The organism is Symmachiella dynata (assembly GCF_007747995.1).
Classification (GTDB): domain Bacteria; phylum Planctomycetota; class Planctomycetia; order Planctomycetales; family Planctomycetaceae; genus Symmachiella; species Symmachiella dynata.
The window spans coordinates 4,713,220-4,739,352 of sequence record NZ_CP036276.1 but is presented as its reverse complement, the minus strand read 5'-3'; the positions used below and the strand labels follow the sequence as shown (position 1 = coordinate 4,739,352).

Annotated in this window: 16 protein-coding genes and 1 tRNA gene; 12 read left to right on the top strand and 5 right to left on the bottom strand. The window is 55.7% G+C overall.

What is annotated here, in order from left to right; translation table 11 throughout:
- Positions 1–200: 200 nt before the first annotated feature.
- Positions 201–1,082 carry an extracellular catalytic domain type 1 short-chain-length polyhydroxyalkanoate depolymerase gene (locus tag Mal52_RS17965; RefSeq protein ID WP_145377699.1) on the top strand — a complete coding sequence of 294 codons (882 nt, stop codon included), beginning with the start codon at positions 201–203 and terminating at the stop codon, positions 1,080–1,082.
- Positions 1,083–1,194: 112 nt separating this feature from the next.
- Here Mal52_RS17965 and Mal52_RS17960 read toward each other — a convergent pair whose 3' ends face one another.
- On the bottom strand, positions 1,195–1,854 hold the full coding sequence (locus Mal52_RS17960; protein ID WP_145377698.1) for a response regulator transcription factor: 660 nt from the start codon (positions 1,852–1,854) through the stop codon (positions 1,195–1,197).
- 553 nt (positions 1,855–2,407) lie between these two features.
- On the opposite strand from Mal52_RS17960, the gene Mal52_RS17955 reads away from it, so the two are divergent.
- On the top strand, positions 2,408–3,874 hold the full coding sequence (locus tag Mal52_RS17955) for a Gfo/Idh/MocA family protein (RefSeq protein WP_145377697.1): 1,467 nt from the start codon (positions 2,408–2,410) through the stop codon (positions 3,872–3,874).
- Between the two features lie 89 nt (positions 3,875–3,963).
- On the opposite strand, the gene Mal52_RS17950 is transcribed toward Mal52_RS17955, so the two are convergent.
- Positions 3,964–5,796: a beta-propeller fold lactonase family protein gene (locus tag Mal52_RS17950; protein WP_145377696.1), complete on the bottom strand. Its 1,833-nt coding sequence runs from the start codon at positions 5,794–5,796 to the stop codon at positions 3,964–3,966.
- 367 nt (positions 5,797–6,163) lie between these two features.
- Between Mal52_RS17950 and Mal52_RS17945 the strand changes: the two genes are divergently transcribed.
- Positions 6,164–8,854, top strand: coding sequence for an efflux RND transporter permease subunit (locus tag Mal52_RS17945; RefSeq protein ID WP_145377695.1), 2,691 nt, complete (start codon positions 6,164–6,166; stop codon positions 8,852–8,854).
- Positions 8,855–8,907: 53 nt separating this feature from the next.
- On the opposite strand, the gene Mal52_RS17940 is transcribed toward Mal52_RS17945, so the two are convergent.
- A complete protein-coding gene (locus Mal52_RS17940; protein WP_145377694.1) occupies positions 8,908–9,909 on the bottom strand; it encodes an ROK family protein in 1,002 nt (333 codons plus the stop codon).
- A gap of 399 nt (positions 9,910–10,308) precedes the next feature.
- On the opposite strand from Mal52_RS17940, the gene Mal52_RS17935 reads away from it, so the two are divergent.
- The 5 genes from Mal52_RS17935 (at position 10,309) to Mal52_RS17915 (ending at position 17,065) form a co-directional block, all read left to right on the top strand.
- A complete protein-coding gene (locus Mal52_RS17935; protein ID WP_145377693.1) occupies positions 10,309–11,313 on the top strand; it encodes an NHL repeat-containing protein in 1,005 nt (334 codons plus the stop codon).
- A 151-nt stretch (positions 11,314–11,464) separates the two neighbouring features.
- Positions 11,465–12,751: a Gfo/Idh/MocA family protein gene (locus Mal52_RS17930; RefSeq protein WP_145377692.1), complete on the top strand. Its 1,287-nt coding sequence runs from the start codon at positions 11,465–11,467 to the stop codon at positions 12,749–12,751.
- A 114-nt stretch (positions 12,752–12,865) separates the two neighbouring features.
- Positions 12,866–14,995: a HEAT repeat domain-containing protein gene (locus tag Mal52_RS17925; protein WP_197534297.1), complete on the top strand. Its 2,130-nt coding sequence runs from the start codon at positions 12,866–12,868 to the stop codon at positions 14,993–14,995.
- Positions 14,996–15,092: 97 nt separating this feature from the next.
- Entirely contained in the window at positions 15,093–15,998 is a 906-nt protein-coding gene (locus tag Mal52_RS17920; RefSeq protein ID WP_145377690.1) for an alpha/beta hydrolase, read from the top strand.
- Between the two features lie 74 nt (positions 15,999–16,072).
- Complete coding sequence (locus Mal52_RS17915; protein WP_145377689.1) at positions 16,073–17,065, top strand: alpha/beta hydrolase; 993 nt, start codon at positions 16,073–16,075, stop codon at positions 17,063–17,065.
- Positions 17,066–17,100: 35 nt separating this feature from the next.
- Here Mal52_RS17915 and Mal52_RS17910 read toward each other — a convergent pair whose 3' ends face one another.
- Positions 17,101–18,756 (bottom strand): hypothetical protein, encoded by a 1,656-nt coding sequence (locus Mal52_RS17910; RefSeq protein WP_145377688.1) that lies wholly within the window; start codon positions 18,754–18,756, stop codon positions 17,101–17,103.
- 334 nt (positions 18,757–19,090) lie between these two features.
- Here Mal52_RS17910 and Mal52_RS17905 point away from each other — a divergent pair, with 334 nt between their 5' ends.
- Positions 19,091–20,341: an outer membrane protein assembly factor BamB family protein gene (locus Mal52_RS17905; protein WP_145377687.1), complete on the top strand. Its 1,251-nt coding sequence runs from the start codon at positions 19,091–19,093 to the stop codon at positions 20,339–20,341.
- Positions 20,342–20,408: 67 nt separating this feature from the next.
- The gene (locus Mal52_RS17900; protein ID WP_197534296.1) at positions 20,409–20,816 is read left to right on the top strand and encodes a flotillin-like FloA family protein; all 408 of its coding nucleotides are present in this window, start codon (positions 20,409–20,411) and stop codon (positions 20,814–20,816) included.
- A gap of 200 nt (positions 20,817–21,016) precedes the next feature.
- On the opposite strand, the gene Mal52_RS17895 is transcribed toward Mal52_RS17900, so the two are convergent.
- Positions 21,017–21,090 (bottom strand) — tRNA-Val (locus Mal52_RS17895).
- A gap of 257 nt (positions 21,091–21,347) precedes the next feature.
- On the opposite strand from Mal52_RS17895, the gene thrS reads away from it, so the two are divergent.
- Together thrS and Mal52_RS17885 are read left to right on the top strand one after the other, a co-directional pair.
- Positions 21,348–23,591, top strand: coding sequence for a threonine--tRNA ligase (gene thrS, locus Mal52_RS17890; RefSeq protein ID WP_231962385.1), 2,244 nt, complete (start codon positions 21,348–21,350; stop codon positions 23,589–23,591).
- A 342-nt stretch (positions 23,592–23,933) separates the two neighbouring features.
- On the top strand, positions 23,934–25,934 hold the full coding sequence (locus Mal52_RS17885) for a sigma 54-interacting transcriptional regulator (RefSeq protein ID WP_145377685.1): 2,001 nt from the start codon (positions 23,934–23,936) through the stop codon (positions 25,932–25,934).
- The last annotated feature ends 199 nt before the right edge of the window (positions 25,935–26,133 follow it).

Here is a 26,133-nt window from a genome sequence, read left to right as displayed (position 1 = left end):
TGATTGCGGGTGCGATAGGGCATCATCATAATTGGTCACGAGTGACCCGGAAAGATTCTATGGAGCGAGACAGACACCCGAGGGTTTTTGTTGCAACATATTTGTGGTATGGATCGCCGTAATAGAGGCTTCTTGCCGACTTCGTCGGCCTGAAAAAATCTTTCCAGGCTACCCAATGGATTTAATGAACAACGGATTTTATGCACAATTCACACGAAAACGATACGCTGCACACCATCGACGTCGACGGGACCGAGCGGAGTTATTTGGTACACGTTCCTTCTGGGGTCGATGCCTCAAGGCCGCTTCCTGTGGTACTGGCTTTTCATGGCGGGCGGTCGAATGCGGAGGGGATGGTGCGGTTTTGTGGGTTGAATCCTGTTGCGGACGAGGCGGGGTTTGTTGTCGTCTATCCCAATGGGACGGGGCCGCAGCCGCATTTGTTGTCGTGGGATGCGGGGATTTGTTGCAACGATCATCCCCCTGATCACCCGCCGGCGGATGAAATCGGTTTCGTCGCGGCCATGTTGGATGATTTGTCGGCGCGGCTGCCGGTGGATGTTGCACGCGTGTATGCGACGGGCATGTCCAACGGCGGGATGCTCAGTTACCGGTTGGCGGCGGAGTTGTCGGAGCGGATCGCGGCGATCGCTTCGATTGGGGGAACGATGGGGACGGAGTGCTGTTCACCCGCGCGTCCGGTGCCGATTTTGCATATGCACGGGACTGAGGATTATTTCGTTCCGCTGGAAGGAGGCCGTGGAAAACGGAGTCCATCACGGACCGAGTTCTTTTCCGTGGCGCACACATTGGATTGTTGGAAAGCGGCGAATCGTTGTGAAGAGACGCCACTGCGAACGGAGTTCCCGGTTCTTGTGGATGACGGAACGTCGGTGTGGCGCGAAGTGTTTCCGCCCGGTGATACGGGGGCTGTGATCGAATTGTATGTGATCGAAGGGGGCGGACACACATGGCCGGGGCAAAAGCCGCCGCTGTTATTTTTGGGCAAGAGCACGAAGAACTTGGATGCCAATGCCGTGCTGTGGAAGTTCTTCCAGCAGCATCGGTTGCCGAGTGCCTGATTGGGCGTGCCAAGACTGGATCGTGCGGGTGATCGCTGAGATTGCTGTTTCTTGCCGGTTGTGCTGGCCACGGTTGCTATTGCAATCGCGGCTACACGGGTTGAGTCGTCTGTTAGAGCGACCGGTATTCGGTGACCATGCGGACGAGGTCGGCGACCGATTGAGCTTTCATTTTTTTCATCACGCCGGCGCGGTGCGCTTCAACGGTTTTGCGACTCACACCCAGTTGGGCGGCGATCATTTTGTTGGAGTTGCCTTCGACGACTTTTTCCTTGACCTCGAATTCCCGCGGGGTCAGTGTGCGGATGCGGGCGGCGATTTCTTCGCGGCGGATATCGTCGCCACGTGATTCGAAATCGCGTTGCAGGGCGGTGCGGATACAATCCAACAAGACTTGATCGCTGAACGGTTTTTCGATGAAGTCGACAGCACCGGCTTTCATTGCGCGGACAGCCATCGGAACTTCGGCGTGACCGGTGACGATGATGATGGGGATGTGGATGTTCCGCTTGGCGAGTTCTTTCTGCAGCTCCATCCCACCCATACCGGGCAGACGAATATCAAGGACAAGACAACCGGGGATTGCGGGGTTATAGGTGTCGAGAAATTCTTGAGCCGAAGCACACACCTCGACAGGCAGGTCGACGGATTCCAGTAACCAAGACATCGAACCACGCACTGCGGGGTCGTCATCGACAATGAAGACAGTCGCTTGAGCATCGACTGTGGTCGATTTTTCCTGGTGTTGTGGCGCCGCTTGATCAACAGCCATGCTTTACTCCTCATCCCCAAGGGTCTTCAGTTTTTGCAAGCTGCTGAATACGCAAGCAACTTGAAGGGCGACTATGTCGCAAACCAATCATATCACTTTGGTGTTGTTGCAGTTAGAAAACACGTTCAAAACGTGTTCTTGGAGAGTGATGACTGATTGCTAATCAGAGTCTTCCGAAAAGTGAACCTGTTGAGGAGAAATTACCGAGAACTTCAACTCGTGTCACTTATGCATTGCCCATTAAAATGATACCCGGGGGGAGAATGAGACAACAAGCCCAAACGGAAAAAACTGAGAAAAATCAGCGGCAACTGCCGCTTCGTCGGGTTTTGTAACGATTGGCTGTTTAGTACAATAATCCCTGAGGGATTTGAGGGATCACTTGAAAACTCTGACGTCGAGTTGTTGTCAATTGCTAGCTTGGTTTGTGAGTCGTGTGGTCGCAATCGACAAGGTCACAACCATGCACAACGCATCACTTCCGACGCCTCCATGAATTTCGTATCGATCAGTTACATCCTGTTTTGGAAATCTTGCAAAGGGTCATTCCACAATGGCAAATCAAACTCGACGGCGCTTTTTAGAAAACACGATGTTGGCCACGGCGACCGCTACGGCGGGTGGCTTGATGGGGCAGCCGATTCTTCAGGCAGCCAAAGCGAACAAAAGCGCGAATGAAACCGTCCGTGTCGCTGTGTTGGGCGTCAACGGTCGAGGCCGCAGCCACATTAACGGCTTTACGGGTGTGGAGAACTGCGATGTTGTCGCTGTGTGTGATCCGGACGAGACGGTGGGACACATCAAGGGAGTGGAAAACGTTCATAAGAAAACCGGCAAGAAACCGACTTATTATCAAGACCTGCGACGCGTGATGGACGACGACTCGATCGATGTGGTCTCGATCGCCACGCCGAACCATTGGCACTCGCTGGCCGCGATTTGGGCGATGCAGGCCGGTAAAGATGTCTACGTCGAGAAACCGGTCAGCCACAATATTCGCGAAGGCCGCGTGATGGTGGATGTGGCCCGCAAAGAAGGCCGTGTTTGCCAAGCGGGCACACAAATTCGCTCGAATCCTGGTGTGATCGAAGGGATCAAGTTTCTCAAAGAGGGCGGCCTGGGTGAACTTCAGGTCGCTCGGGCGTTGTGCTACAAGCGGCGCAAAAGCATCGACCACGTTGGAGAGACGCCGGTCCCCAAAGGGGTGGACTACGATCTCTGGCTGGGACCGACACCGCTGCGGGCCGATGTGCCCCGCAAGAGCCTGCACTACGACTGGCATTGGCAATGGGAGTACGGTAACGGCGATTTGGGGAACCAAGGGATCCACCAAATGGACGTCGCCCGGTGGGGCATTGGGGCCGATACGTTGGCTGACAGTGTGATCTCATTCGGCGGCCGGTTTGGTTACGTCGACGACGGCGAAACGCCGAACACCGAAATGTCGATCATGGAATACGGCGACAAACTGTTGGTCTTCGAAACCCGTGGACTGCCGACGAAGCATTACTTAGGTGGCGATGCGGGCGGCAATGACGTCGGCAATATTTTCCATTGCGAAAATGGCTACATGAAATGCAGCTATACCTCAGCCGTCGTGTTTGATCCAGATGGTAATGAGATCAAACGCTTCAGCGAAGGGGACGATAGTTATCACTACAACAACTTTGTCGATGCCGTCCGTAGCCGTCGTGTTGAAGATCTCAATGGCGAGATCAACGAAGGCCATCTGTCGAGCGCGTTGTGCCATCTGGCGAACATTTCCTATCGCCTGGGTGAGTCCAGCGATTTCGGGGCTGCCCCAGCTGGCTTGGCGGGTAATGAATTTGCGGTCGATGTCTTCGAGCGGACCAAGTCGCACTTGAAGGACAACAATGTCGATCCTTCGCAGGTGAAGTTCGCCATGGGGCCGAAGTTGATGGTCGATAAGAAAACGGAATCGTTCATCGACAACGCCGCCGCAAACGCCTTGACGACGCGGGAATACCGCAAGGGATATGAAGTTCCCGCGCAGGCGTAAATCATCGCGTTAAAATGACGGATTGAAATCGAAACAGGCCCGCGTTTCTCACGAGACGCGGGCCTGTTTGTCTACTTGAATGTTCAATATCAATCAACGCGCCGCAAACCCGCCTTGATCGCCGCCGGTTCCGGATCCTCGTACGGTAGGCATTTGAGGAACTCGACGAGATCATCGATTTGTTCCGCTGACAGATGACTGGTTTGACCGTGTTGGTCGTTTTTGTTTTGTGTCGTGAGCACATCCCGGAGCGTCTTGGCTTTGCCGTGATGCAGATAGGGGGCGGTGCGATAAATCCCCAGCAGCGTCGGGGTATCGTATTTGGGGCCCATGATTTCTGAGGGGTCGTCGTTGCCTGTGCCCACGTCGTGCAGCCGGAATGGTTTTTCCATGCGAGAGTCGGTGAAGAAAGGTCCGCCGTGGCAGGTGGCGCACTGGGTTTCTTCATCGAAAAACAGCTTTTGTCCGCGTTTGGCAGCCGCGTTTAAGCCTGTTTTGGCGTGTGGGCTGAGGGTGAATTTGTGGGAATTGGAATAGGCAGCGATGGCATCCAATTCGGCGGAGAGTCCGCGATTGGGGGTTTCCAACGCCGGGTTGACGTCACCACGGATCAGTCCGCGACCTTGCATCAGTTGGCTGCGAATGGTGTGTTCGAAGTCTTGGACCTCATCGCGATCCGCCGACCAGTGAATGGGATGCGTCCAGGCCATGCCGAACAGAGCGGTCGTATCGCGTAGTCCTTCGGGGTTATGCCAAGTCCGTCCATCGCTGTGCCCGTCCGGATGACAACTGGCGCAGGAAATCCAACGGCGGCCGACCATCGGTTGCTGTGCGGAATAAAATAGCACCTTGCCCAGCAGGATTTGTTCATCGTGCGGGTTTTCACAGACGGGGATGGTCGCAATCGGCCGCAGTGTGTGAGCATCGTATTTGACCACAGCAAAGTCGAGAGCGTTGTAGACGTAAAACGATTGATTGTCCGGTGCGACGCGGACCGCGCGGGGATTGCGGCCGAGGTTTTTGACTTTCACAAATTTGATTTCGCGATAATTGTCATCCAAAATGTCGCAGACGTACATGTCGTCCGTCCCGGCAAAGACCACATACAGCCGTTGGCCGTCGGGCGAAATCGCCAATTCCCAAGGGTTGGCGACGACCAAGGTTCCTTTGAAGGAATCCATGGCAATCGGTTTGCGGCGGCGACCCTCGCCGGGGGCGGAGTCGATGACGGTCACGTAGGGGAAAATGGAACCGGCACCATGTGTGACGGTTATTTTGGAGCGGATGTGGGGCAGATAGACCTTGGGACGCGTGGGGTGCGGTTGCAGTTGCCGCGCTAGGTTATCATCTCGCGAACCTTGCCAACTGTCGACGACTTTGCCGGACTTCAATTCGATCGCTTTGACAATGCCGGTGTGGTATTCGGAGACTAACAGTCGTTCCTCACCCGGTTCGATCGCAATGCCACGGAGGAACTTTCCGGCAGGCAAGGAGCGCAGCACCGTGTGTGCAGCCGTATCGATTTCCAACACGGTGCCGGGATATTCCAAGGTCACGTAAACGCGGCTGCCGTCGCTGTTGGAAACGACGCCGTACGGTTCGTCGAACACATCAATGCGAGCATCAATTTTTCCCGTTTGACCATCAATGAAGAGAACTTGATCCTCGTCATAGACCGCCACTGCTAGATTGTGCGTCTCTCCCAGAAAACTGACTCCTTCGGGATGATGCCCGACGGGGATTTCGCGTATCACGGCGTTCGATTGCAGATCGACAAGACTCACCGTGCCGTTGTCGCGATTTGAGCAAGCTAATAAACGGCCGTCGGCGGAGATATCCATCAAGCTATTGGACGTACCGGCCAGCGCGTCGAGAGGCGCGGTGAGTCCAAGCAGCACAAAAACAAACGCAAAACGTCGCATGCAGGAGTTCCTTACTCAGTGTTAAAGGCAGACGCGAGAAGACAGCGGGTACGGGGGCGCAACTGGCGTAGGGGCCATTATGGGATATCGCGCCGCGCGGCGGCAATCGCCAGCAAAAAAACATGCGGATTCGTTCGTCGACAGCGACTACATAATCACGTGACATACGGCCGACGATTGTCTACAATGCCTGCAGAATGTCGCCGGGAACGCATTCTGGGCAGTACAGCGGTTGGATCCTGCTTGATCGACGCCGCTCTAGAAAAAATGAATCTTTCTCTCACAGCCACGACTGTTTGACGACACCGTTGAATTCGCCTCGCCGGATCATCCGGAGAGGCTGGCACATTGTGAGAGAGAAGGACCTATGACTCCCCTCGGTAACCCACCGCTCGCGCCCGCAAATTGTTCTGCAGACAGCATCACCGCCATCGAAACGCGTTTTCGTCGTCGTTGGCTCATGGCGTCGATCTTGATGCTCTGCATGGTGCCGTTCATCGGCATTGCCGCGCAGCAGACCATGCACAGCATGTTGACGTTGCCATCACGGTGGCTACCCGACTCGCTTCCGGAACGGCAGGCGTTGGAACGGTTCATCGATGAATTTGAAAGTGGCAATTCGGTGCTACTCAGTTGGCCCGGTTGCTCGGTCGACGATCCCCGGTTGGCAGAAGTCGCAGCGGCAATCACGGCGCTGCGCGGTGACGAGTCTCACGCTGAAGAGGCCGCTTACTTCGACGAAACTGTCAGTGGTTATACGGCGCTTCAGGAATTGATGGAGCCTCCGTTGAGTTTGTCGCGCGATGAAGCATTGTCACGGCTGCGCGGTTCGTTGGTGGGGAAGGACAGCGATTTTAGTTGTCTGGTTGTCGTTTTGACCGAAAAGGGCCTCTATGAGCGGGATGAGTCGATTTCGGTGATTCTGCGTGAGGCGGAGCGAGTGACCGGAATTGATGAAGCGCAGTTCTTGTTGGCGGGACCAGCGGTGGAAGGAGCATTTCTCGATGCTGAAGCGACGTTCGACGCCAATCGATTGAGTATTCCCTCGACGATTGTCTCAGCGCTCTTGTGCTGGTGGTGTTTGCGGTCTTGGCGGTATACGACGATCGTGCTGTGCACAGCCCTGTTTGGGCAGGGACTGGTTTTAGCCAGCATGCATTGGTCGGGTGTGCGGATGAATGCCCTGCTGATCGTGTTGCCCACGTTGGTGTTGGTGCTCACGGTCTCGGCCGGCGTGCATTTGGTCAATTACTATTACGATGCGGTCCGCCGATTTGGAGTTCCCGGAGCCGCCGATCGTGCCTTTCAAGCGGGGCGTCGTCCGTGCATCTTGGCTGTGGTGACGACGGCCATGGGATTATTGTCTTTGTGCGTCAGTGACATTGAACCGATCGTGCAATTCGGTCTCTTCGCCGCAGGAGGCGTCTCGGTGACGATTGCCTTGTTGCTGTATGTACTACCGGGAGCCTTGGTCAAATGGCCCGCGATTATCACTCCAGCAATGACGGTGGCTGAAGACGGAGCACCACTGCCGCGCCCGCGCCGTTTCGACCGGATTCTTGACGTTTATGCTACCGGAATTCAGCGGTATGCGCTGCCGCTTTGTGTCTTGTTTCTCATCGGCACTTTGGTCGCTGGCTATGGACTGCAAAACATTCGCTCCTCAATTGCCTTCGATAGTCTGTTCCCGGCGGAGAGTCGGATTTCGCGGAATTATGAGGTCTTGGAACGGGACCTGGGCCCGCTCGTGCCGGTGGAAGTCATTCTAAATTTTGATGACCGGAACGATTTACTGTTTAGCGATCGGATTGATGTCGTGCGACGCGTTGAGCAGGCGATTCGTCGCGTCCCGCACATTGCCGGGACTCTGTCGGGAGCGACGTTCACGCCAATTCTCACGCAAAACGCGCCGGACGAGCAACAAGCTATGGCGGTGGCCGCACGCTTGCAGTTGCCGATCCCGCGCGATTTGCCAGAGGCCTCTTTGATACCGCATGCATTGTCAACAACTGAATCACACCGGGCGGCGCTTGCGTTTACGCGGCCCGCAACGGCAGTGACGATGGTGAGTCTGCATCACTCGACATTTCGCGAGGGTGCCAAGTTCGCCGATGCTCTCGTGGTCGAGGCATTGAGCCGTCCGCCTCGAACATCACTTGCGGCATTGCAGGCCTTTGCCCAGGGGCGATTGCAATCGAGCGCGTCAGAACCGGTGACGTATGCTGTGGACGAATTTCCGGCGTCATTCCCCACCTATCAAGTTCCACCGGTCGAACTGTTGAAGTCGCGTGCACTGGCTGTCGCAGAGGTAGAGATTCGTCAACAGTTGATTCAACGAAACTATTTTTACGAAACGGACGGACGTCAAAGTTGGCGAATCAGCGCGCGACTCCCGGCGATGCAAGAATTAGATTACCACCAGTCGCTGACCGATTTGCGTCAGGTGGTCGACCCTGTGTTGGAAGAAGTTGAAACGGGTCAACGACCGACGATCTCGGCGGAATATACGGGTGTCATGCCGGTCGTCTCCAAATCGCAACGCATATTGTTGCACGACCTCTACAGCAGTTTTTTAACCGCGTTTGGATTGGTGGCGCTGGCGATGATTTTTGTGTTGGGCAAGATCCGTGCCGGCCTGATCGCCATGTTGCCCAACGTCTTTCCCGCTGCCGTCGTGTTTGGCGCGATGGGGTGGTGGGATCTCCCCGTCGGGATCGGCACGATGATGACCGCTAGCGTGGCTTTGGGGATCGCCGTGGATGACACATTGCATTTTCTAACGTGGTTTCGCATCGAAACCACGCGCGGCCACGACCGGGCTGAAGCAGTACGCCTCTGCTTTGGACATTGTGCGCGGGCGATGATCCAGACCACGGTCATTTGTGGAATGGGAATGGTCGTGTTCGCGCTGAGCGGCTTCGTGCCGACAGGGCGATTCGCCTGGCTGATGCTTACGTTATTGACCGCAACGCTCGTGGGGGACTTGGTTTTTCTCCCCGCACTATTGAACAGTCCTGCCGGGAAATGGTTTCAGTCACGCACGTTTCAAAAGGCTTGAGGTTTGAGGGGACAGGCTTGAGGAAGAAAAAAAATGCTGGCCATGCCTTGGCCTCATGCTTCTTCCTGAGCATCGGTGTCGACGTTGTGTTGTGCCCAGGCGGCGGCACCCATGACTCCGGCGTCGTCTCCCAGTTTGGCGGGAACGACCTCGAACGTTTTCATCAGAGCGGGGAGGACGCGTTTTTTTGCCGATTCATTGACTTCGGTGACAAACAACTTCGGCATCGCTTCAACAAGTCCACCCCCCAGGACCACCAAGTCAGGACCCAGCAGGTGCACGACGCCGGCGACCGCCCGTCCGATTTGCCGTGCGGCGTCGCGGACGATGTTTTCCACGGCGGTATCACCGGCGGCGATGGAATCGGCCAATGCTTTGCTGCGAATTTTTGTCAAATCGGTGCCGGAATTTTCCAGCAAATATGGGGCTTGCCCGCGGTAGGCAGCCGCTGCGGCCCGGGAGGCGATCACTAAACGGCTGGCGACCGCTTCGAGGCAGCCACGTTGTCCGCAGCCGCACAATGGCCCTTCGGGTGCCACCTGCACATGGCCGATTTCCATGCAGGAACCGGTCGCTCCGCGCATGATGCTTCCCTCATAGACACAACCCCCGCCGATTCCCGTGCCGGGGAAAACGCCGACGACCACCCGGCTTTTCGCAGCAACGCCGAAGCGGTATTCGCCATACACTCCGGCGTCGACATCGTTCAAAATAACAGCCGGGCAGCCGAATTCGTCTTCCAAATGATCCTTGAGTGCAACGTTCTCCCAGCCCAGATTCGGCGCACTGTGCGCAATCCCGCGCTCAAGATCCAGCGGACCGGGACAACCGAAGCCGATGCCGGCAATATCTTTGGGCTTCAGGTCCGCTCGATCCAGCATTTTGTGGATGGTTTTCGTAATACGGACCAGACCGGACTCCACCCCCTCGTTTCCCTTGGTCTTGGCGCGATCGTGGCTGAGGGAACGAAATTGCGAATCAAAAACCTTACCCAGCATCTTCGTGCCGCCTAAGTCAAATCCGACCCAGTGCCGCGTATCCTCTTTGGTAGCCATGGTGTTTCTCGTATCAGGCGGAATCGGCAAAAACGATACAGTAAGAAACCCGGTTGGTGAGGACAAGTCGGTAAGAAACTGACATCGTGTCTCTTTTGGGGGCTTTCAGTGCGATTGCAATATGTTTGATTGTCAATAACCCGGTGTTGCTAAGGTCAGACACCAAGCAAAGCCCCTCTTGCCGCTTTGAAATTATCGTCATCTTAAAGAAATTGTTTGAGCCATCGACACAGCTCAGACCGCCGGAAAAGCTTTACCGGTTGAATTTCATCGCTCGCCACTGGATACTAAATGCTCTACGGCAGAACGCGCACTAGCCTGCGTCGCTGCGGTTTTCTGGCGAACTTTGCCGCCGATCCGAAAACGCCCTCACAATAACAACAATTAGGAATCCAATTCATGAAACAGTTCTCGGCTTACATCGCTGTGGCGATCATGTTGTTCATTGCTGGACCAGTCAATGCGGGTGAGAAAACCGCGCCGGTGCGGATGGGGGCTGGGGCGATGACCTTCGACACCGTCCCGGGCTGGGGGCTGGACGAAGATGGCAAATCGGTGCTGGGGCCGACGCACGGGGCTGTGGTGATCGACAACGATGGCAATATCTACACCAGCGCACAGATCGGTGTGTTTGTCTTTACACCGGATGGCAAAGTCATTCGCCGCTTTGTGGGAGATGAGTACTCCAACATTCACGATATGGAGATCCGTGAAGAAGAGGGCGTCGAATACATCTACGGTGCACGCAACGCCAACGCCGAGGGGATCAAATTCAATGCCCAGACCGGCGACATCGTGCTGAAGCTGCCGTTCCCCGAAGAATCGGGACTGGCACTGAAGAAATTCAGCCCCACGGCGATTACGGTGGCGCCCAACGGCGACATCATTCTCTCCGACGGTTACGCCAGCAACCACATCTTTAAGTTCGACAAGACCGGCAAATACTTGATGCACTTCGGCACCAAGGGGAACGAACTCAAACAATTCAACACAGCGCACGGGATGACCTTGGATACCCGCTACAATCCGCCCCGCCTGTTGATCTGCGATCGCAACCATGAACCCAAAGGACGCTTGCTACACTACGATCTCGATGGAAATTACATCGATGAAGTCGTGACCGGATTGGGAATGCCAACGTCTGTCTCCGTCCAGGGGGATTTCGTTTCGGTTCCCGATTTGAAAGGCCGCGTGGTGATTCTCGATAAGACAAACACCATCATCGCTGTGTTGGGGCACAATCCGGATGCCAAAGCAGGGAGGTCTTTTAATGTGCCGCAAAAGGACTGGGTCGAGGGCCTCTTCAGTGGGACGCACGGATCCTACTGGGATAAGGATGGAAACCTGTACGTCCAGGATTGGAATACCTCAGGCCGGATCATGAAACTCGTGCGAGTCAATTAACCTACGAAGCAAAATACGGGGTGCCACTGGCGGCTTGTCCGCCAGTGCTAATTTCATAACCGCCAACAACACTGCTGGACAAGCCAGCAGTGGCACCCGGATTCACCAGCGTTTTTAGCAATACAAATTACAACCTTTAGGAGATAACGAGATGTCAGCTCCGGAAAACAAGATTCCTCGCCGTCGGTTTTTGAAGTCCACTTTGGCGACCGCCGGTGCTGCCGCAATCGCGCCGATGGTCATCCCCAGTTCGGCATTGGGGCTGGACGGCGCTGTCGCTCCCAGTGAGCGGGTTGTCGTGGGGGGCATCGGTATTGGAAATCGTGGTACTTACGATCTCAGTTGCTTCTTGGAACAACCGGACGTTCAATTTGCCGCCGTTTGCGATATCAAGGAAGCCCGCCGCACGGCCGTTAAGAAGATCGCCGACGACCATCACGGCAACCAGAATTGTGACACCTATCGCGACTTTCGCGAATTGCTGGACCGCAAAGATATCGACGCGGTGCTGATCGCCACCGGCCCGAACTGGCATGCAACCGCCGCGATGACAGCGGCCAAAGCCGGCAAGGATATGTATTGCGAAAAGCCGTGCACCAAAAACATTGCCCAAAGTTTGATCCTCAAGGACACCATGCGGCGGACTGGACGGGTGTTTCAAGCGGGAACGCAGCGGAGAAATCTGCCGCACTTCGCGTTTGCCTGCGAATTGGCACGGACGGGAAAACTGGGAAAACTCAAACGTGTCTATGCCCATCCCGCCGGGATGCAAGCGATGATGAGCGGCTGGCTGCCGGCGGAACCGGAGCCGGACAAGGAAGTCGTCGATTGGAACATGTATCTCGGACCGGCAGCCTGGCGGCCGTTTAATGCGAAGTTGCTGGATGGTTTTAATTTCGAAAAAGGAGGCGGCTTGGTCGGTGGCGGCGTGCTCGAATGGGGTTCGCACTGTGTCGATCTTTGCCAATGGGCGGTCGACGATTGCCCGCCGCCGGTTGTGTACGATCCGCCCAAGGATGGCCAATTGGTCGCCCGTTACGAAAACGGTGTGGAGTTGGTCTTCCGCGAAGACGGCTGGATTCCACTCGGCTCCTGCCCGGTGCGGTTCGAAGGCGAAGATGGCTGGGTCGAAGCGGGGGACAGCGGCAAACTCGTGCTCAGTTCACCCGCGTTATTGGCTGGTCGGACCGTGGAAGAAATCGGCGGTTATCCGGCGACGTTCCACGTCCGCGATTTCCTCGACTGCGTGAAAACCCGCTCGAAACCCAAAGGCAACGCCGATGCGGCGTGCAACGCACATATCGCGTGTCACGCCGCCAACATCGCCCTGTCTCTGGATCGCCAAGTCAAATACGACAACGAAACGCACACGTTCATCGATGACGAACAGGCGAATCGTCTGCGATCCGAAGCACTGCGCGAGCCATGGCGGCTGTAGGCTCCGGCTTATTGGCACGTCTGACACCCCACGTATACCCGCATTGCGGTTGAGACTCACCATCAAAACGTCCTTAAAAATATTGGGACCGCTACTATGTATATGAATCGACAAATGGCACGCGGCTTCATTTTGTTCGCCGTTGTTGTTGGCATTGCCACCACTTCACTGCGAGCCGATAATGCAGCCAAAGCGTCGTCGGAAAAAGAGCAAGAACTGCTCGCCGTCCTCCGTTCCGACGCACCACCCGCGGAGAAGGCGATCACCTGCAAATTGTTGGCGATCCACGGCTCAGACGCCGCTGTGCCCGACTTGGCAGAACTGTTATCCAATGAGCAATTGGCCTCCTGGTCGCGGATTGCCCTAGAGGCGATTCCAGGTAGTACCGCCGGTGAGGCATTACGAAATGCGACCGATTCGCTCGACGGACAACTGTTGGTCGGCGTGCTCAACTCCATTGGCGTCCGCCAAGATGCTCAAGCGGTCGAGCTGTTAACCAAGCGATTGCAGGATGACGATGTGGAAGTCGCCTCCGCTGCGGCAGTCGCCCTGGGGCACATCGGAAATTCCGAGGCCACTCAAGTGTTACGCAAGTCGTTGGCCGCCGGTCCTGAAAAGATCCGTTCTGCCATCGCCGAAGGGTGTGTCCTGTGTGCCGAACAATCGCTGGCTGCCGGAGACGCTGCGGTTGCTGTGGAAATCTACGACGAAGTCCGCAACGCCGATGTCCCGCAACAACGAATTATCGAAGGGTTGCGTGGTGCAATTCTCGCACGAGGTCAGGACGGAATTCCGCTGTTGATCGAACAATTTCAGTCGCCGGACAAAGCGAAGTTTCAGTTGGCTTTAGGCACAGCCCGTGAATTTCCCGGAGACAAAGTCGATCAGGCGCTGGCCGATGAATTGGCGCGTGCGAAACCCCAGCGGGCGGCTTTGATCGTTCAAGCCATGGCCGACCGGCCCGAGACAGTGATTCTGCCTGCCATCTTACAGGCTGCCGCGAAAGGTCCCCAAGCCGTGCGGCTCTCCGCCATTGACGCGCTCGGCCGCGTGGGGGATGCTTCCTGTCTCTCGGCACTGCTGAATATCGCGACCGAAGGCAATAAGGAACTGACGCAAGCTGCGAAAGCCACATTGGCCGATCTTCCCGGGGAAAACGTGAACGCACAGGTCGTCGCGCTCCTACCCGCTGCTGAAGGCAAAAAATATCCGCTGCTGTTGGAGGTTGTCGGAACGCGTCGCATTGCGGCCGTCCCCACGCTACTCAAAGCCTTGGACCATGATGATGCGGACGTGCGGCATGCCGCATTATCGTCACTCGGCGAAACGGTCGAACTAGAGAATCTATCCGCCCTCATCGCCCGGGCGACCAAGCCGAAGCATTCCGAAGATACACCGGTCGCTCAGCGGGCATTGAAGGCGGCGAGCATTCGCATGCCGGATCGGGAAGCCTGCGCGGCTCAACTGGCCGAAGCGGTTAAACAAACGAAGTCCGTCCCGACCAAAGTTGCCCTGCTCGAAATCCTAGCCGAAATGGGCGGCACGAATGCGCTAGCGACGATTGCCGAAGCGGCGAAAAGCAACAGTATTCCACTGCAAGAGTCCAGCAGCGCGTTGCTGGGGAAATGGATGACCGCCGATGCGGCGCCGGTACTACTCGACTTGGCGAAAACACTTCCGGCGGAAAAATATCACGTGCGTGCGCTGCGGGGTTATGTCCGCATCGCGCGGCAGTTCAATCTGCCTGAAGACCAACGTGCGGAAATGTGTGGTAAGGCGCTGGACGCTTCGCGCAGGGCGGCCGAGCGCAAATTGGTGTTGGAAGTGCTGGCGCGGTATCCGAATGCCGAGACGCTCAAACTGGCCATCGATTCTCTGGCCGATCCTGAGGTCAAAGACAAAGCTTACGAATCCACGTTGGTCATCGCCCAGAAATTGGGGGACAAAGGAGGCAACGTGCAAAAGCTTTTGGCGCAAGCAGGCTTGGAAAAGATCAAGCTGGAAATCATCGAAGCGAAGTATGGAGCCGGGAACACGTACAAGGATGTCACCAAGAATTTGCAAAAACAGGTCCGCGATTTGCCGCTGATTTTGTTGAGCAAACGAAGTTATAACAAAAGCTTCGGCGGAGACCCGGCTCCCGGTTCCAGCAAGGAATTGACTGTCAAATATCGCATCAACGGCAAAGAGGGCGAAGCCACCTTTGCTGAGAACGCTGTGATTGTTTTGCCGATGCCCAAGTAGATCGATCGCCACCGCCGGCGATGGGATCACCCCATCGTCCGGCGGGCGCATCTGTGGAGTTGTCAGCAGACTTTGAGGGCCCGACCGGGAGCGTTATTTGGACGCCGCAGGTGATCAACAACTCACCGGAACACCGCCGCCCCTCAAAGTGGGGTGGTGGAAACGGATACGCCGCGCAGTTGTGCTCTATCTGCTCGTACCCTATCTGGCGGTCGTGATTATCTTTGTTGTGTTACAACGCAAGTTGATCTATCGACCAACCGTGGCCAACGATCTGCGGGTAACGACCGTGGGGCTTGATGCGGAAGCGGTCCGCGATGTTCAGATTCAGACGCCAGATGGAGAGAAGCTCAACGGCTGGTTGATGCAGCAAGCCGGCGATGATGGCGCAGTTCAAAGGCCGTTGGTTGTCTATTTTCCCGGCAATTCATTAAACCGATACGAACGGATCAACGACCTGCGCGAGGTTGTCCGCTGCGGATTTGATGTGTTGATCTTCGACTACCGCGGCTACGGCGACAGTTCCGGTTCGCCATCGGAACAACATCTGGCATCCGATGCGATGCGCGTCTGGAACTATGCCTGCGGGGACCTTGGCTACGAACCGGGACGTATTGTCATTTTTGGCGAGTCCCTAGGCGGAGCGGTGGCGCTCTCGTTGTGGACATCGGAAAATGCGAACCCGCCACAGCCTGGAGCATTGATTTTGAATGCGACGTTCGTCTCGATGCCCCGCACAGTCGCTGGGCTTTACCCGCTGTTTCCGTTTCAGTATCTTCTGCTCGATCGTTGGCCCTCTATTGAACGCATTACGCGTGTGACAGCACCAGTCGTCGTGTTTCACGGTACCGAGGACGATATGGTTCCTGTGGCTCATGGACGCGAATTGGCAGAGGCGGCCGCTGATGGCCAATTCATCAAGATCCCTGGGGCAGGGCACAACGAAATCCCTCTGCTGCGGCTGTGCGCAGAATTGGAGTGTCTGGAATTGCTCGACAAATAATCTTCAGACGCATACTGTTCACACAATCTGCTGCAGAGAACATCATTCAATACACCTGACTCGGAAACCTTGCGATGACATCGACTGCCGACTCACCCTTTGATTCTCAGAACTTTCGCCAGCCGGTGATGGAACGCACGACGAAACTACTTCTGGACGAATTCAATCGCAGCAACATTCCTGCCATGGAGACCGTCAGCCCTGCCGAAGCGCGTGAGATGATGACGGATGCCCAGTCATCCGTGCCGTTTGATCTTCCTCCGGCGGACGTGTTGGAGAAAACCATCACGGTCGACGGGCACGAGATTCGGTTGGTCATCGTTCGTCCCTCGCAGTCCAAAGACCTGTTGCCGGGATTCATGTTTTTTCATGGCGGCGGTTGGGTGATTGGTGACTTTTCGACGCACGAGCGATTTGTGCGCGAGCTTGTCTCCCAGTCGGGAGCGGTTGCCGTGTTCGTCGACTACGAACGTTCGCCCGAAGCGCGTTATCCGGTCGCCTTGAATCAGGTCTATGCGGCGACTCAGTGGGTCGCCGAGCATGGCGAGCAAATCGGCGTGGATGGGAGTCGTCTGTCAGTGGTAGGAAACAGCGCCGGCGGCAATTTGGCTGCGGCGGTGGCCCTACGATGTCGACTGGAAAACGGACCACCGATTCGCCAACAGGTCTTATTCTGGCCGGTCACCGATGCGCGTTTCGACACCGCTTCGTATGCACAGTTTCACGAAGGCTATTTTCTGACCCGCGCCATGATGTATTGGTTCTGGGACCATTACACGACCGACGAATCCGAACGCGGCAGTATCTGGGCTTCGCCGCTTAGCGCCACGCTCGATCAACTCAACGGACTGCCGCCCACGTTGATCCAGACGGCGGAATTCGATGTGCTGCGCGACGAGGGAGAAGCGTATGCCCGCAAGCTCGGTGAAGCAGGTGTGGACGTGGTGTGCGTGCGGGTGAACGGCTTAACGCATGATTTTGGGAATTCTAACGCGCTCTGCCAAGTTCCGGCCATTCAATCCGCCGTGCGCATGGCCGCTCAGGAAATCCGTCGCCATTTGGAATAATATTTCACCAAGCAACCGACGGTTTAGCCAACCCATCATTCTGGATCGTGTGCCGCACCGCTGTAAGAGTAAATCCGCACCTCGTCATTGGCATAGCTGAGGGTCACTCCCGGAATTTCTTCTAGCGCGATCGTTCCGAACTGTTCTTCGTCGCGCCCCACATAGATCCATTCGGCATCCAACTCATCCAGGAATGCTTTGGCGCTGGTCGGCGACATTTCTCCAGCATAAAAATCCACAGCCGTGCGGGTCATTTCGCGGACGTGTGGGGTGACGGACCAATGGCCCAGCACCATCCGGGCGGAGACCTGTTTGGCCATGCGATTTCCCGTATACAGCGTGCTCAGTACAACATCCGATTCCTGGCTATGTGTATTCAACCAGTCGAATGCTTGGGCATCGGTCGTAGCGATGTAGTGATCAGGAAACGACCGGAGGTTATAGACCGTCTTCAACACCCACACTCCGCTGCCCAGTGAATTGATGGCGATCAAGACCACGAACACACCCACCAAAACCCGGACACGACGGGTGGCCAATCGATTTTTAATCGCATCGCTCAAAGGGACCGCCAAGATGACCATGGGCGTAATCAACGTGATGCCAAACACCGGGCTGTAGGGCAAGAAGCTAAACAGCGGTAGTTTGTTGGCATGCACCAACACCAGTGCTCCGGCAATCCAAACGCAGAGCAATCGGTCGGCCGGTCCGTTGAGCGGATAGCGGCGAAAACAGCACAATCGCACGGCACAGAGCAACCCAATCGCACCAAAGCTGAAGAGGTGCCCCCCCAAGGGCATCTCCTTAACGGCGCCTTGCCCGGCCCAATATTTAAAAACGGGGTGGTAATGGAACAACCAAACGTAATAGCCAACCAATGGGGCAATCGCGATCAACGGCACCGCGCGAAGACCGAGCTTCCTCCACGAAAAACTGCGCGTGACGACCGACTCCAACAGGCAATACAGGGGGATCACGCCGGTCAGGAGAATCAAATCGTAGGGACGAATCAGCCCGTGCAGCACGGCAATCGCCGCAGCGAATCCATACCAGCGCGGTTGTTCAGTTTTCTCACCGACAATAAATGCCGCAAGAAAGAGCAACGATAATCCGTGCGATATCGAGAGGTGGGGATTGATCAGGATCTGCCCGAACGGATAAATGGCGTCCGAAAGGTCGAGCATGGCCGCCGGCCATTTTGCTGTGAGGCCGGCTTTTTCCAAAATCAGAAAAACCCAACCAAATCCGCATCCAAACGCACACAGCAACAGGGCGACTCGGCGATGAAATTGCGAGCGCAGTGCTGCGCAGGCCAGACTCCAAAATCCAAAAATGAGCACAGCCGTCCCGATGGCCCGCCAAATCGAATAGGCCCACCGCTGCGATCCGCCCAGTAATGTCATCAGCTTACCGACCATGAGCCATTCCAGATTGAACAGCGCCGGTTGGTGCGGGATATGCGTCAATCGGTTGGTGAACAGCCAATGCCCGTCGGCGCTTTGACGGATGAAGGAAAAATACATGTTCTGGTCATCAGTCGTCCCCACAAACCCGTCAAAGACAGTTCCCAAAGGTGCCTGCTGATAACCAAACAGATAAAGGCATTCCGTGATCGCCCAGACGGCGATAGTCACGATGACCGGCCACCAGGGGATTGCGAAACCGGATTGAGGAGATTGCCCTTCGGTCATGTATCATCGCCCGCTTGCCATCGAGAACAGATGCGGACAATATCAAGCCGCCGCCGTTTTCTTGTTCGAGAAGCCCTAACAGCCCATTGATAACCCGTTTGCGAGACACGTCATTATAACGCCCTTTGTTCTGTGTGGAACTCGACTCACCAAGGAGGTCGCAGAAGATCAGAATCGAGCAGTTGCTCAAGGGATGGACCATCACCTCGATAATTCCTGGCACGGGAGCAAAACCGCACCTGCAACACGATTCATTGGTTGTTAGAATATCTGCGGTAAAGCGAGAACCGGACTTCTCGCCTCGTTTCTGCGGACATAACAGTAGGAAGTCCCAATGCTGAAAACATGGTCCTGTGTTTGTGCGGTTTTACTCATCCTTGCTGTCGACGTTCAGGCTGAAGAGGAATGGCCACAGGTTCTCGGGCCGCACCGTAACGGCATCTCCGCAGAAACGGATTTACTCGACAAATGGCCGGACGAGGGGCCCAAAGAAGTCTGGCGCATGCCCGGGGGTGTGGGCATGTCGGGATTGGCAATCAGCCGTGGACGGTTGCTGACGATGGTACAAACCGATGGTAAGCAACGGGTCATTTGTATCGATGCGGCGACCGGCAAGCCGATCTGGAGTACACCCGTCGCACCCGAGTACCGCAACGGGCAGGGGGACGGTCCGCGAGCGACTCCGACGATTGTGGGCGACCAGGTGTTTGCGTTCACTGGGGAAGGAATTCTCGTTGCTCTCAAATTTTCCAACGGGGATATCCTCTGGTCACACAACACGCTTGAAGAACATGGCGGACAGCCAGCGGATTACGGCATGGCCTGTTCGCCATTGGTTGCCGCCGAACGGGTCATTGTGACGATCGGCGCGCCTCAAGCAACGGTAGTTGCCTACGACATAAAATCCGGCAAACCCGCTTGGAAAGCGGGGACAGAGGAGACGGCGGGGTATTCCTCCCCGGCATTACTCAACGTGGGGGGACGAGAGCAAGCGGTCGTGTTCACCGGTAGTTCGGTGATTGGCATTGCAGCCCAAGACGGCGCTGACCTGTGGCGCTATCCATACAAGACCGATTACGACTGCAACATCGCCACCCCACTGTCATTCAAAGAGCAGGTGTTCATTTCCGCTGCGGAGAATCACGGCAGCGTGCTGTTGAAACTGTTACCCGACGGCGACCGATTCCGTCCGACCGAAGTCTGGGCCTCACAAGGCGTCAAAAGTGTGCTGCGCAACGAGTGGCAAACGTCGATACTGATGGATGGCTATCTATACGGCTTCGACAACGTCGGCAGCGCCGGACCGGTCACCCACCTGACCTGCGTCAATGCAGCAACCGGTGAACGGGTGTGGCGACAAACACGTTTCGGCAAAGGCAACCTAATCGCTGGCGACGGCAAACTATTCATTTCGACCATCAAAGGCGAACTGGTCGTGATAGAAGCCTCTCCCCAGCACTACCAAGAGATCGGCCGCACACCGCTACTCGGTCCAACCCGCCAAGCCCCGGCCCTCTGCGCGGGATTGCTCTATCTACGCGACGGCCGCGAGATCGTCTGTGTGGACGTGCGAACACCGAAGTAAGCCTGGCCAATGGCTGCGTTTTTCCCATTGGACCCTACGGAAGGACAAGAGGATGATTCAGTTACAAATGTGGACGGCGGTGATTGCAGCTCCAGCGCAGAAAATGGGAGAATGGTTAGCTGTTGCGTTTATTGGTGTAATGTTTCTCATGGTCATCGTGACTGGCGTCTTTTACTTCCAGATCGGCAGTTTGTGGTTACAGGCATTTCTGGCTCGAACCCACATTTCCTTGATACAGGTGGTCGGGATGAAATTGCGCCGCTCGCCTGTCAAAGATATCGTCCGCTGGAAAATCATGGCAGCGCAAGCCGGCGTTGCAATTTCAGCAAAAGAGCTAGAGGCAGCGGCATTGCAAGGAGCCGATGTGGAACGAGCGGTGTTGGCAATGATCCGCGCGCAAGAAACCGGCCAAGAGATGACATGGAACGACGTGATCGCCGAAGACACCGACCAGAGGTTGCGCGATGGTTCGTGAAGGTGGATTAGCATCGTGAAGGCGAGCCCTACCACCAAGGCACACGTTACAGCCGCTTAATGCAAACTCCGGCTGATTGGACAGCTAGGAAAACAGGCCAAACCAACAAATTGTACCCAAAGCCGCCCCCCGCGCATAAAAAAACCCCTGCAACGGCAGGGGTTAGCGACTCAGTACCAATTGGTACATGTGGAGCCGAGTGGACGATACTGGACTTGAACCAGTGACCTCCACGATGTCAACGTGGCGCTCTAGCCAACTGAGCTAATCGTCCCGATTCCGATAGGGGAACTTACGTCCTGCGGCGGAAAATTTCAAGCATAAATCCGCCAAACCGGGCCAAGTTTTTTCTTGGCGAACCCAGCGGCGCGATTGTGCATCTAATACAAGGCAGGGGCTGTGGGGCAGGGGGGAGTGAAAAAACTGTGCTGGATTCTTCTCTCCGCCCGTGATTCACAGGGGATTTGCACCCCAATCGGCCAGTTGACCGCTTGGGGGATTCGCCTATATTAGGCGTGTTCCGACGCCCTCATGCGGTCTGATTCACCCTTTGTTTCGGTGGAGCCGCGGGCGAAATCTGTTGAAGAAATCAAAAAAGTCATGATCGAAGTCCAACTTCCTGATGGATCGAAAAAAGAGTATCCCGCCGGGAGTTCCGCCTACGATGTCGCCGCTAGTATCGGTGAACGTTTGGCCGGAGCCTGTATTGCTGCCGAGGTGAACGGCACAATCGTCGACCTCAACCGGGCACTTCCCGAAGAGGGAACCGTCAATCTCCGGCTATTAACCGATCGAGACGCCGAAGCTCTGGCCGTGATGCGGCATTCGGCGGCCCATGTGATGGCGCGGGCGGTGATGCGGTTGTATCCCGGTGTTTCGTTGGCTTTTGGTCCGACCTTATCGAATGGTTTTTATTACGACTTCGATCTGGAACACAAAATCAGCGAGGATGATTTCCCGCGCATCGAAGAAGAAATGAAGGCCATTATCAAGGAAGCTGAGCCGTTTGAGCAGTTTTCGCTTCCCCGAGATGAAGCGGTCGAGTTTTGTGATGGGCTACATCAAGCACTCAAGGTGGAACACATCCAGACCGGATTGGCTGAGCATTCGGAATTGGGGTTCTATCGGCAAGGGGAATTTGTCGACTTGTGCCGCGGTCCGCACATTCCACATGCGGGCAAAATCAAAGCCTTCAAACTGATGTCCGTCGCTGGGAGTTACTGGAAAGGGGACGCCGGCAATAAACAGTTGCAACGGCTGTATGGCACCGCTTGGTTCAATAAAAAGGAACTCAAGGCCTATTTGGCGCAAATGGAAGAGGCCAAACGCCGCGATCACCGCGTGTTGGGCAAGAAATTGGGGCTGTTTACCATCTCCAATGCCGTTGGCCAGGGGCTATGTCTGTGGATGCCTAAGGGGGCGACCATTCGCGCACTGTTGGAGGACTTCATTAAAGCCGAGCTGGTCAAATTGGGGTACGAACCGGTTTATTCCCCCCACATTGGCCGTGTGGAAATGTACGAAACTAGCGGGCACTTCCCGTATTATCGTGAATCGCAATTCCCGCCGATGTTTGGGCACGATGCCGGACAACTGGTCGATGTCTGGACCGAACGCCTGAAGGATGAATCGCTGACCGCTGAAGACGAAGCTCAGTTTATCGAAACCGCCCGGCGATTGGGGTGTGAGCTGGATGATTATGATCCCAAGTATCCGGTCGATGATCGTCTGCAGACTCTGCAAGACTGGCAGCATCAGCAAGAGCGGTATTTGCTCAAACCGATGAACTGTCCGCACCACGTGCAAATCTACAAAGCGCAGCCGCGGAGCTATCGCGATCTGCCCGTACGGTTGGCGGAATTTGGGACTGTGTACCGTCATGAACAATCAGGCGAACTGAACGGCATGTTGCGCGTGCGAGGTTTGACCCAGGACGATGCGCATCAATTCTGTACTCCCGAACAGGTCGAAGAAGAATTCCGCAATACCTTGGATTTGGTGAAATACGTCTTGGGGAGCGTCGGTCTGGAGAATTATCGCGTGCAACTTTCGCTTCGCGATCCGAACAGCGATAAGTACGTCGGCAGCGACGAGAATTGGCAACGTGCTGAGGCGAGTCTCCGTAAGGTGTTACAAGAGGCGGGGCTGCCGTTCTCAGAACAAGAAGGGGAAGCGGCGTTTTACGGGCCAAAGGCGGACTTTATGGTCCGCGATTGCATCGGTCGCGAATGGCAATTGGGAACAGTGCAACTCGATTACAATCTGCCGGAGCGGTTCGAGTTGGAGTACATCGGTGCTGACAATCGCCCGCATCGTCCGGTGATGATTCACCGTGCTCCGTTTGGATCGATGGAGCGGTTCGTGGGGATGTTGATCGAGCATTTCGCCGGCGCATTTCCACTCTGGTTGGCACCGGAACAGATCCGCGTGTTGCCGATCAGCGACCGGTTTTTGGACTACGCCCGAGAAGTGGAGAAAAAATTCACCGCCGCCGGGTTCCGCATCAAAACCGACACTCGCAGCGAAAAAATCGGCCACAAGATTCGCGACGCACAATTGGACCTGATTCCTTATATGTTGGTCGTTGGCGAAAAAGAGGCGGAAAACAACACCGTTGCACTACGTTGCCGAATCGACGGGGATTTAGGCTCAATGACCCCCGACGAAGCCGCCGCACGACTGGGAGAAGAGGTTGCCGAACGGCGGATACGCCAAGTCGCAGAGTCGACGTTTGACGCCTTCGACGGCGAAGACGAAGCAGCGAATGAGTACTAAAAGCCGTTGAACTCAAGGCGTTGAGTGGCTTGCTTCGTCCCAATCACCCAGGTGTCGCCTCCTTGGGGTGAACGGGTAAACAGTGTGTCGACTGATTTGACCTCCATGGCACTTGCGGGTAATGAATCGTGTTGAGTATCCTAGAGAGTGTGATCACACCAATCGCGCGGGCTGTTTTTACAGCGGCGGATGAATTGAATGGAGGCCGCTGAGACCGCGCCGACCGAGAACTGCCATTTCGACGCGGAAAAGTACCGACCCAGCGAGGGCTGCGGGCCGCTTTAGTATCGCTACGCAAATCACCAATTGCGCAGCGTCACCTCGTATAGTGAAAATGTGACTATGATAGCTTACTTGGTTGTCCGCGAAGACAACAAGTGGCGCGACATCTACCGCTTGATGCCCGGTCAGGTCATCACTGTGGGACGGGCTGCCACGAATCGAATCGCATTGCAGGACGAGGTCTGCAGCCGCAACCATTGTGAACTTTACCACAGCGAAGGCGCGTGGGTTTTGCGCGACCTGGGAAGCCGAAACGGCACCTACGTGGAAGGAACAGCCGTCACCGGGGATTGCCCGTTAGAACCGGGGCAGCTGATCGAGATCGGTGCCTGCAAATTAGCATTTACCGACGACCTGTCCCGCGCGTTTCCGATTTTGGACGAAGAGGGTTCCGGAGTCGAGGACGATACTGGAACGGCCTTCGAGGATGTGCTGGATCATCCTCCACCCATGACCGAGCCGGCGATCATCCATCGTCGCCGCCGCACGCGATTCCGGATCACCACGGACCGTGACCCGATTGCCGTCGACCGCACCAGTCAAGTCTTGGCGCAGTTGTATCGGTTGGCGTTGGAAATGGGGTCGGCAAAAGACTATCGCCGCTTGGCGGAAGTGGTGCTCAGCGGACTTTTCGAAAGTTCCCGGGCCGACGTCGGCGCCATTCTGCTGCTGCCCGAAGGGACAGATCCGGCGAATTCTCCAGGATCTTTGAATGTCGTCGCCTATCAAACACAAAATGACCGGCCCTATCAAACCATTTCCGATTATCTGTCGGGAATCGTGTTGCGCGAGCGCGAGGCGATTTTGGCGCGTGATGTGGCCGACGATAGCCGGTTGATCAATCGTGACAGTTTGGGGCAAATTCATGCCCAAAGTGTCATCTGCGCACCGATTTGCCTGGGGCAGGTGGTGTACGGATTGGTGCATCTTTATACGACGAACGCGAAAGATCCGCTCGATCCCGACGACTTGGAGTTTACCTTGGCGGTCGCGGATCAATTCGCTGTGGCCATGGAAAACCTCCGCAGGCAAGAGTCACTGGCTGAGGGCCTAGAGAAGGTTCGCGACGAGAACAAGCATCTGCGGGAGCAATTGGCGATTCAAAGCGAATTGGTGGGGCAAAGTCCCGCCATGCATCGCTTGAGTCTAAAGATCGCCCGGATTGCGCCGACCGACACCACGGCTTTGATTCGCGGTGAAAGCGGGGTGGGCAAGGAATTGGTGGCTCGCGCGATCCATTTCAGCAGCGAACGCCGGAATGGGCCGTTTGTGTGCATGAACTGTGCTGCTTTGAGCGAAAGCTTGCTGGAAAGCGAACTGTTTGGTCACGAGCGGGGGTCGTTTACCGGAGCGACTGGGCGGAAGGTCGGCAAATTTGAGCAGGCGGACAAAGGGACGTTAATGCTTGATGAGGTTGGCGAGATGAGTCAGGCGATTCAGGCAAAATTTTTGCGGGTGTTAGAGGGCCATCCCTTCGAGCGTGTGGGGGGCGGGACGCCTGTGAATGTCGATGTGCGGATCGTGGCGGCCACGAACCGCGATCTCGAGTTGGCGGTCAAAGAAGGCAGCTTCCGCCGCGACCTGTATTTTCGCCTGCACGTGGTTGAGATTATTGTCGAACCTTTGCGGGACCATCCCTCGGACATCCCTGAACTTGCCAATCACTTTTTAGAAAGGTTTGTCAAAAGCACGGGGCGGCCGGCGCGCGGGTTTACGCCGCAGGCTTTGGCAAAACTGGCCGGTTATGATTGGCCTGGAAATGTGAGGGAATTGCAAAATACGGTAGAACGGGCCGTCATCTTCTCCACCGGTGAATTTATCGCCGACCATGATATTCACCTCTCCGGGTTAGGAATTGACGAAGAGTTGCCTCCCGAAACGGAAGTGGCAGCGAATTACCGGGAAATTTCTATCGAAAAATTGGAGCAAGAGCATATTCTGGCCACGTTGGAAGAGACCAAGTGGAACAAGTCCAAGGCAGCCCAAATCCTGGGGATTGAACGATCGACGTTGGATCGCAAATTGAAACGCTATGCGGTGACGCGGCCGAATGATGTGTGATTGATTGGTTCCTAGAACTGGGAATGGCATTGCCAGATTTCGGAAAATCGTTGGAGACTTGGCTTACCTAATCGGGATGATGGTTGCTGTTGACTGTCGCAGCAGGGCGCGCTAGTGTGAAGAAGGTGTTTTTTTTATGTGAATCGTTAAAAAAACAAAAATGTCGTTGACAATTGGGCCAAAAGGCCGAAGAATGGCA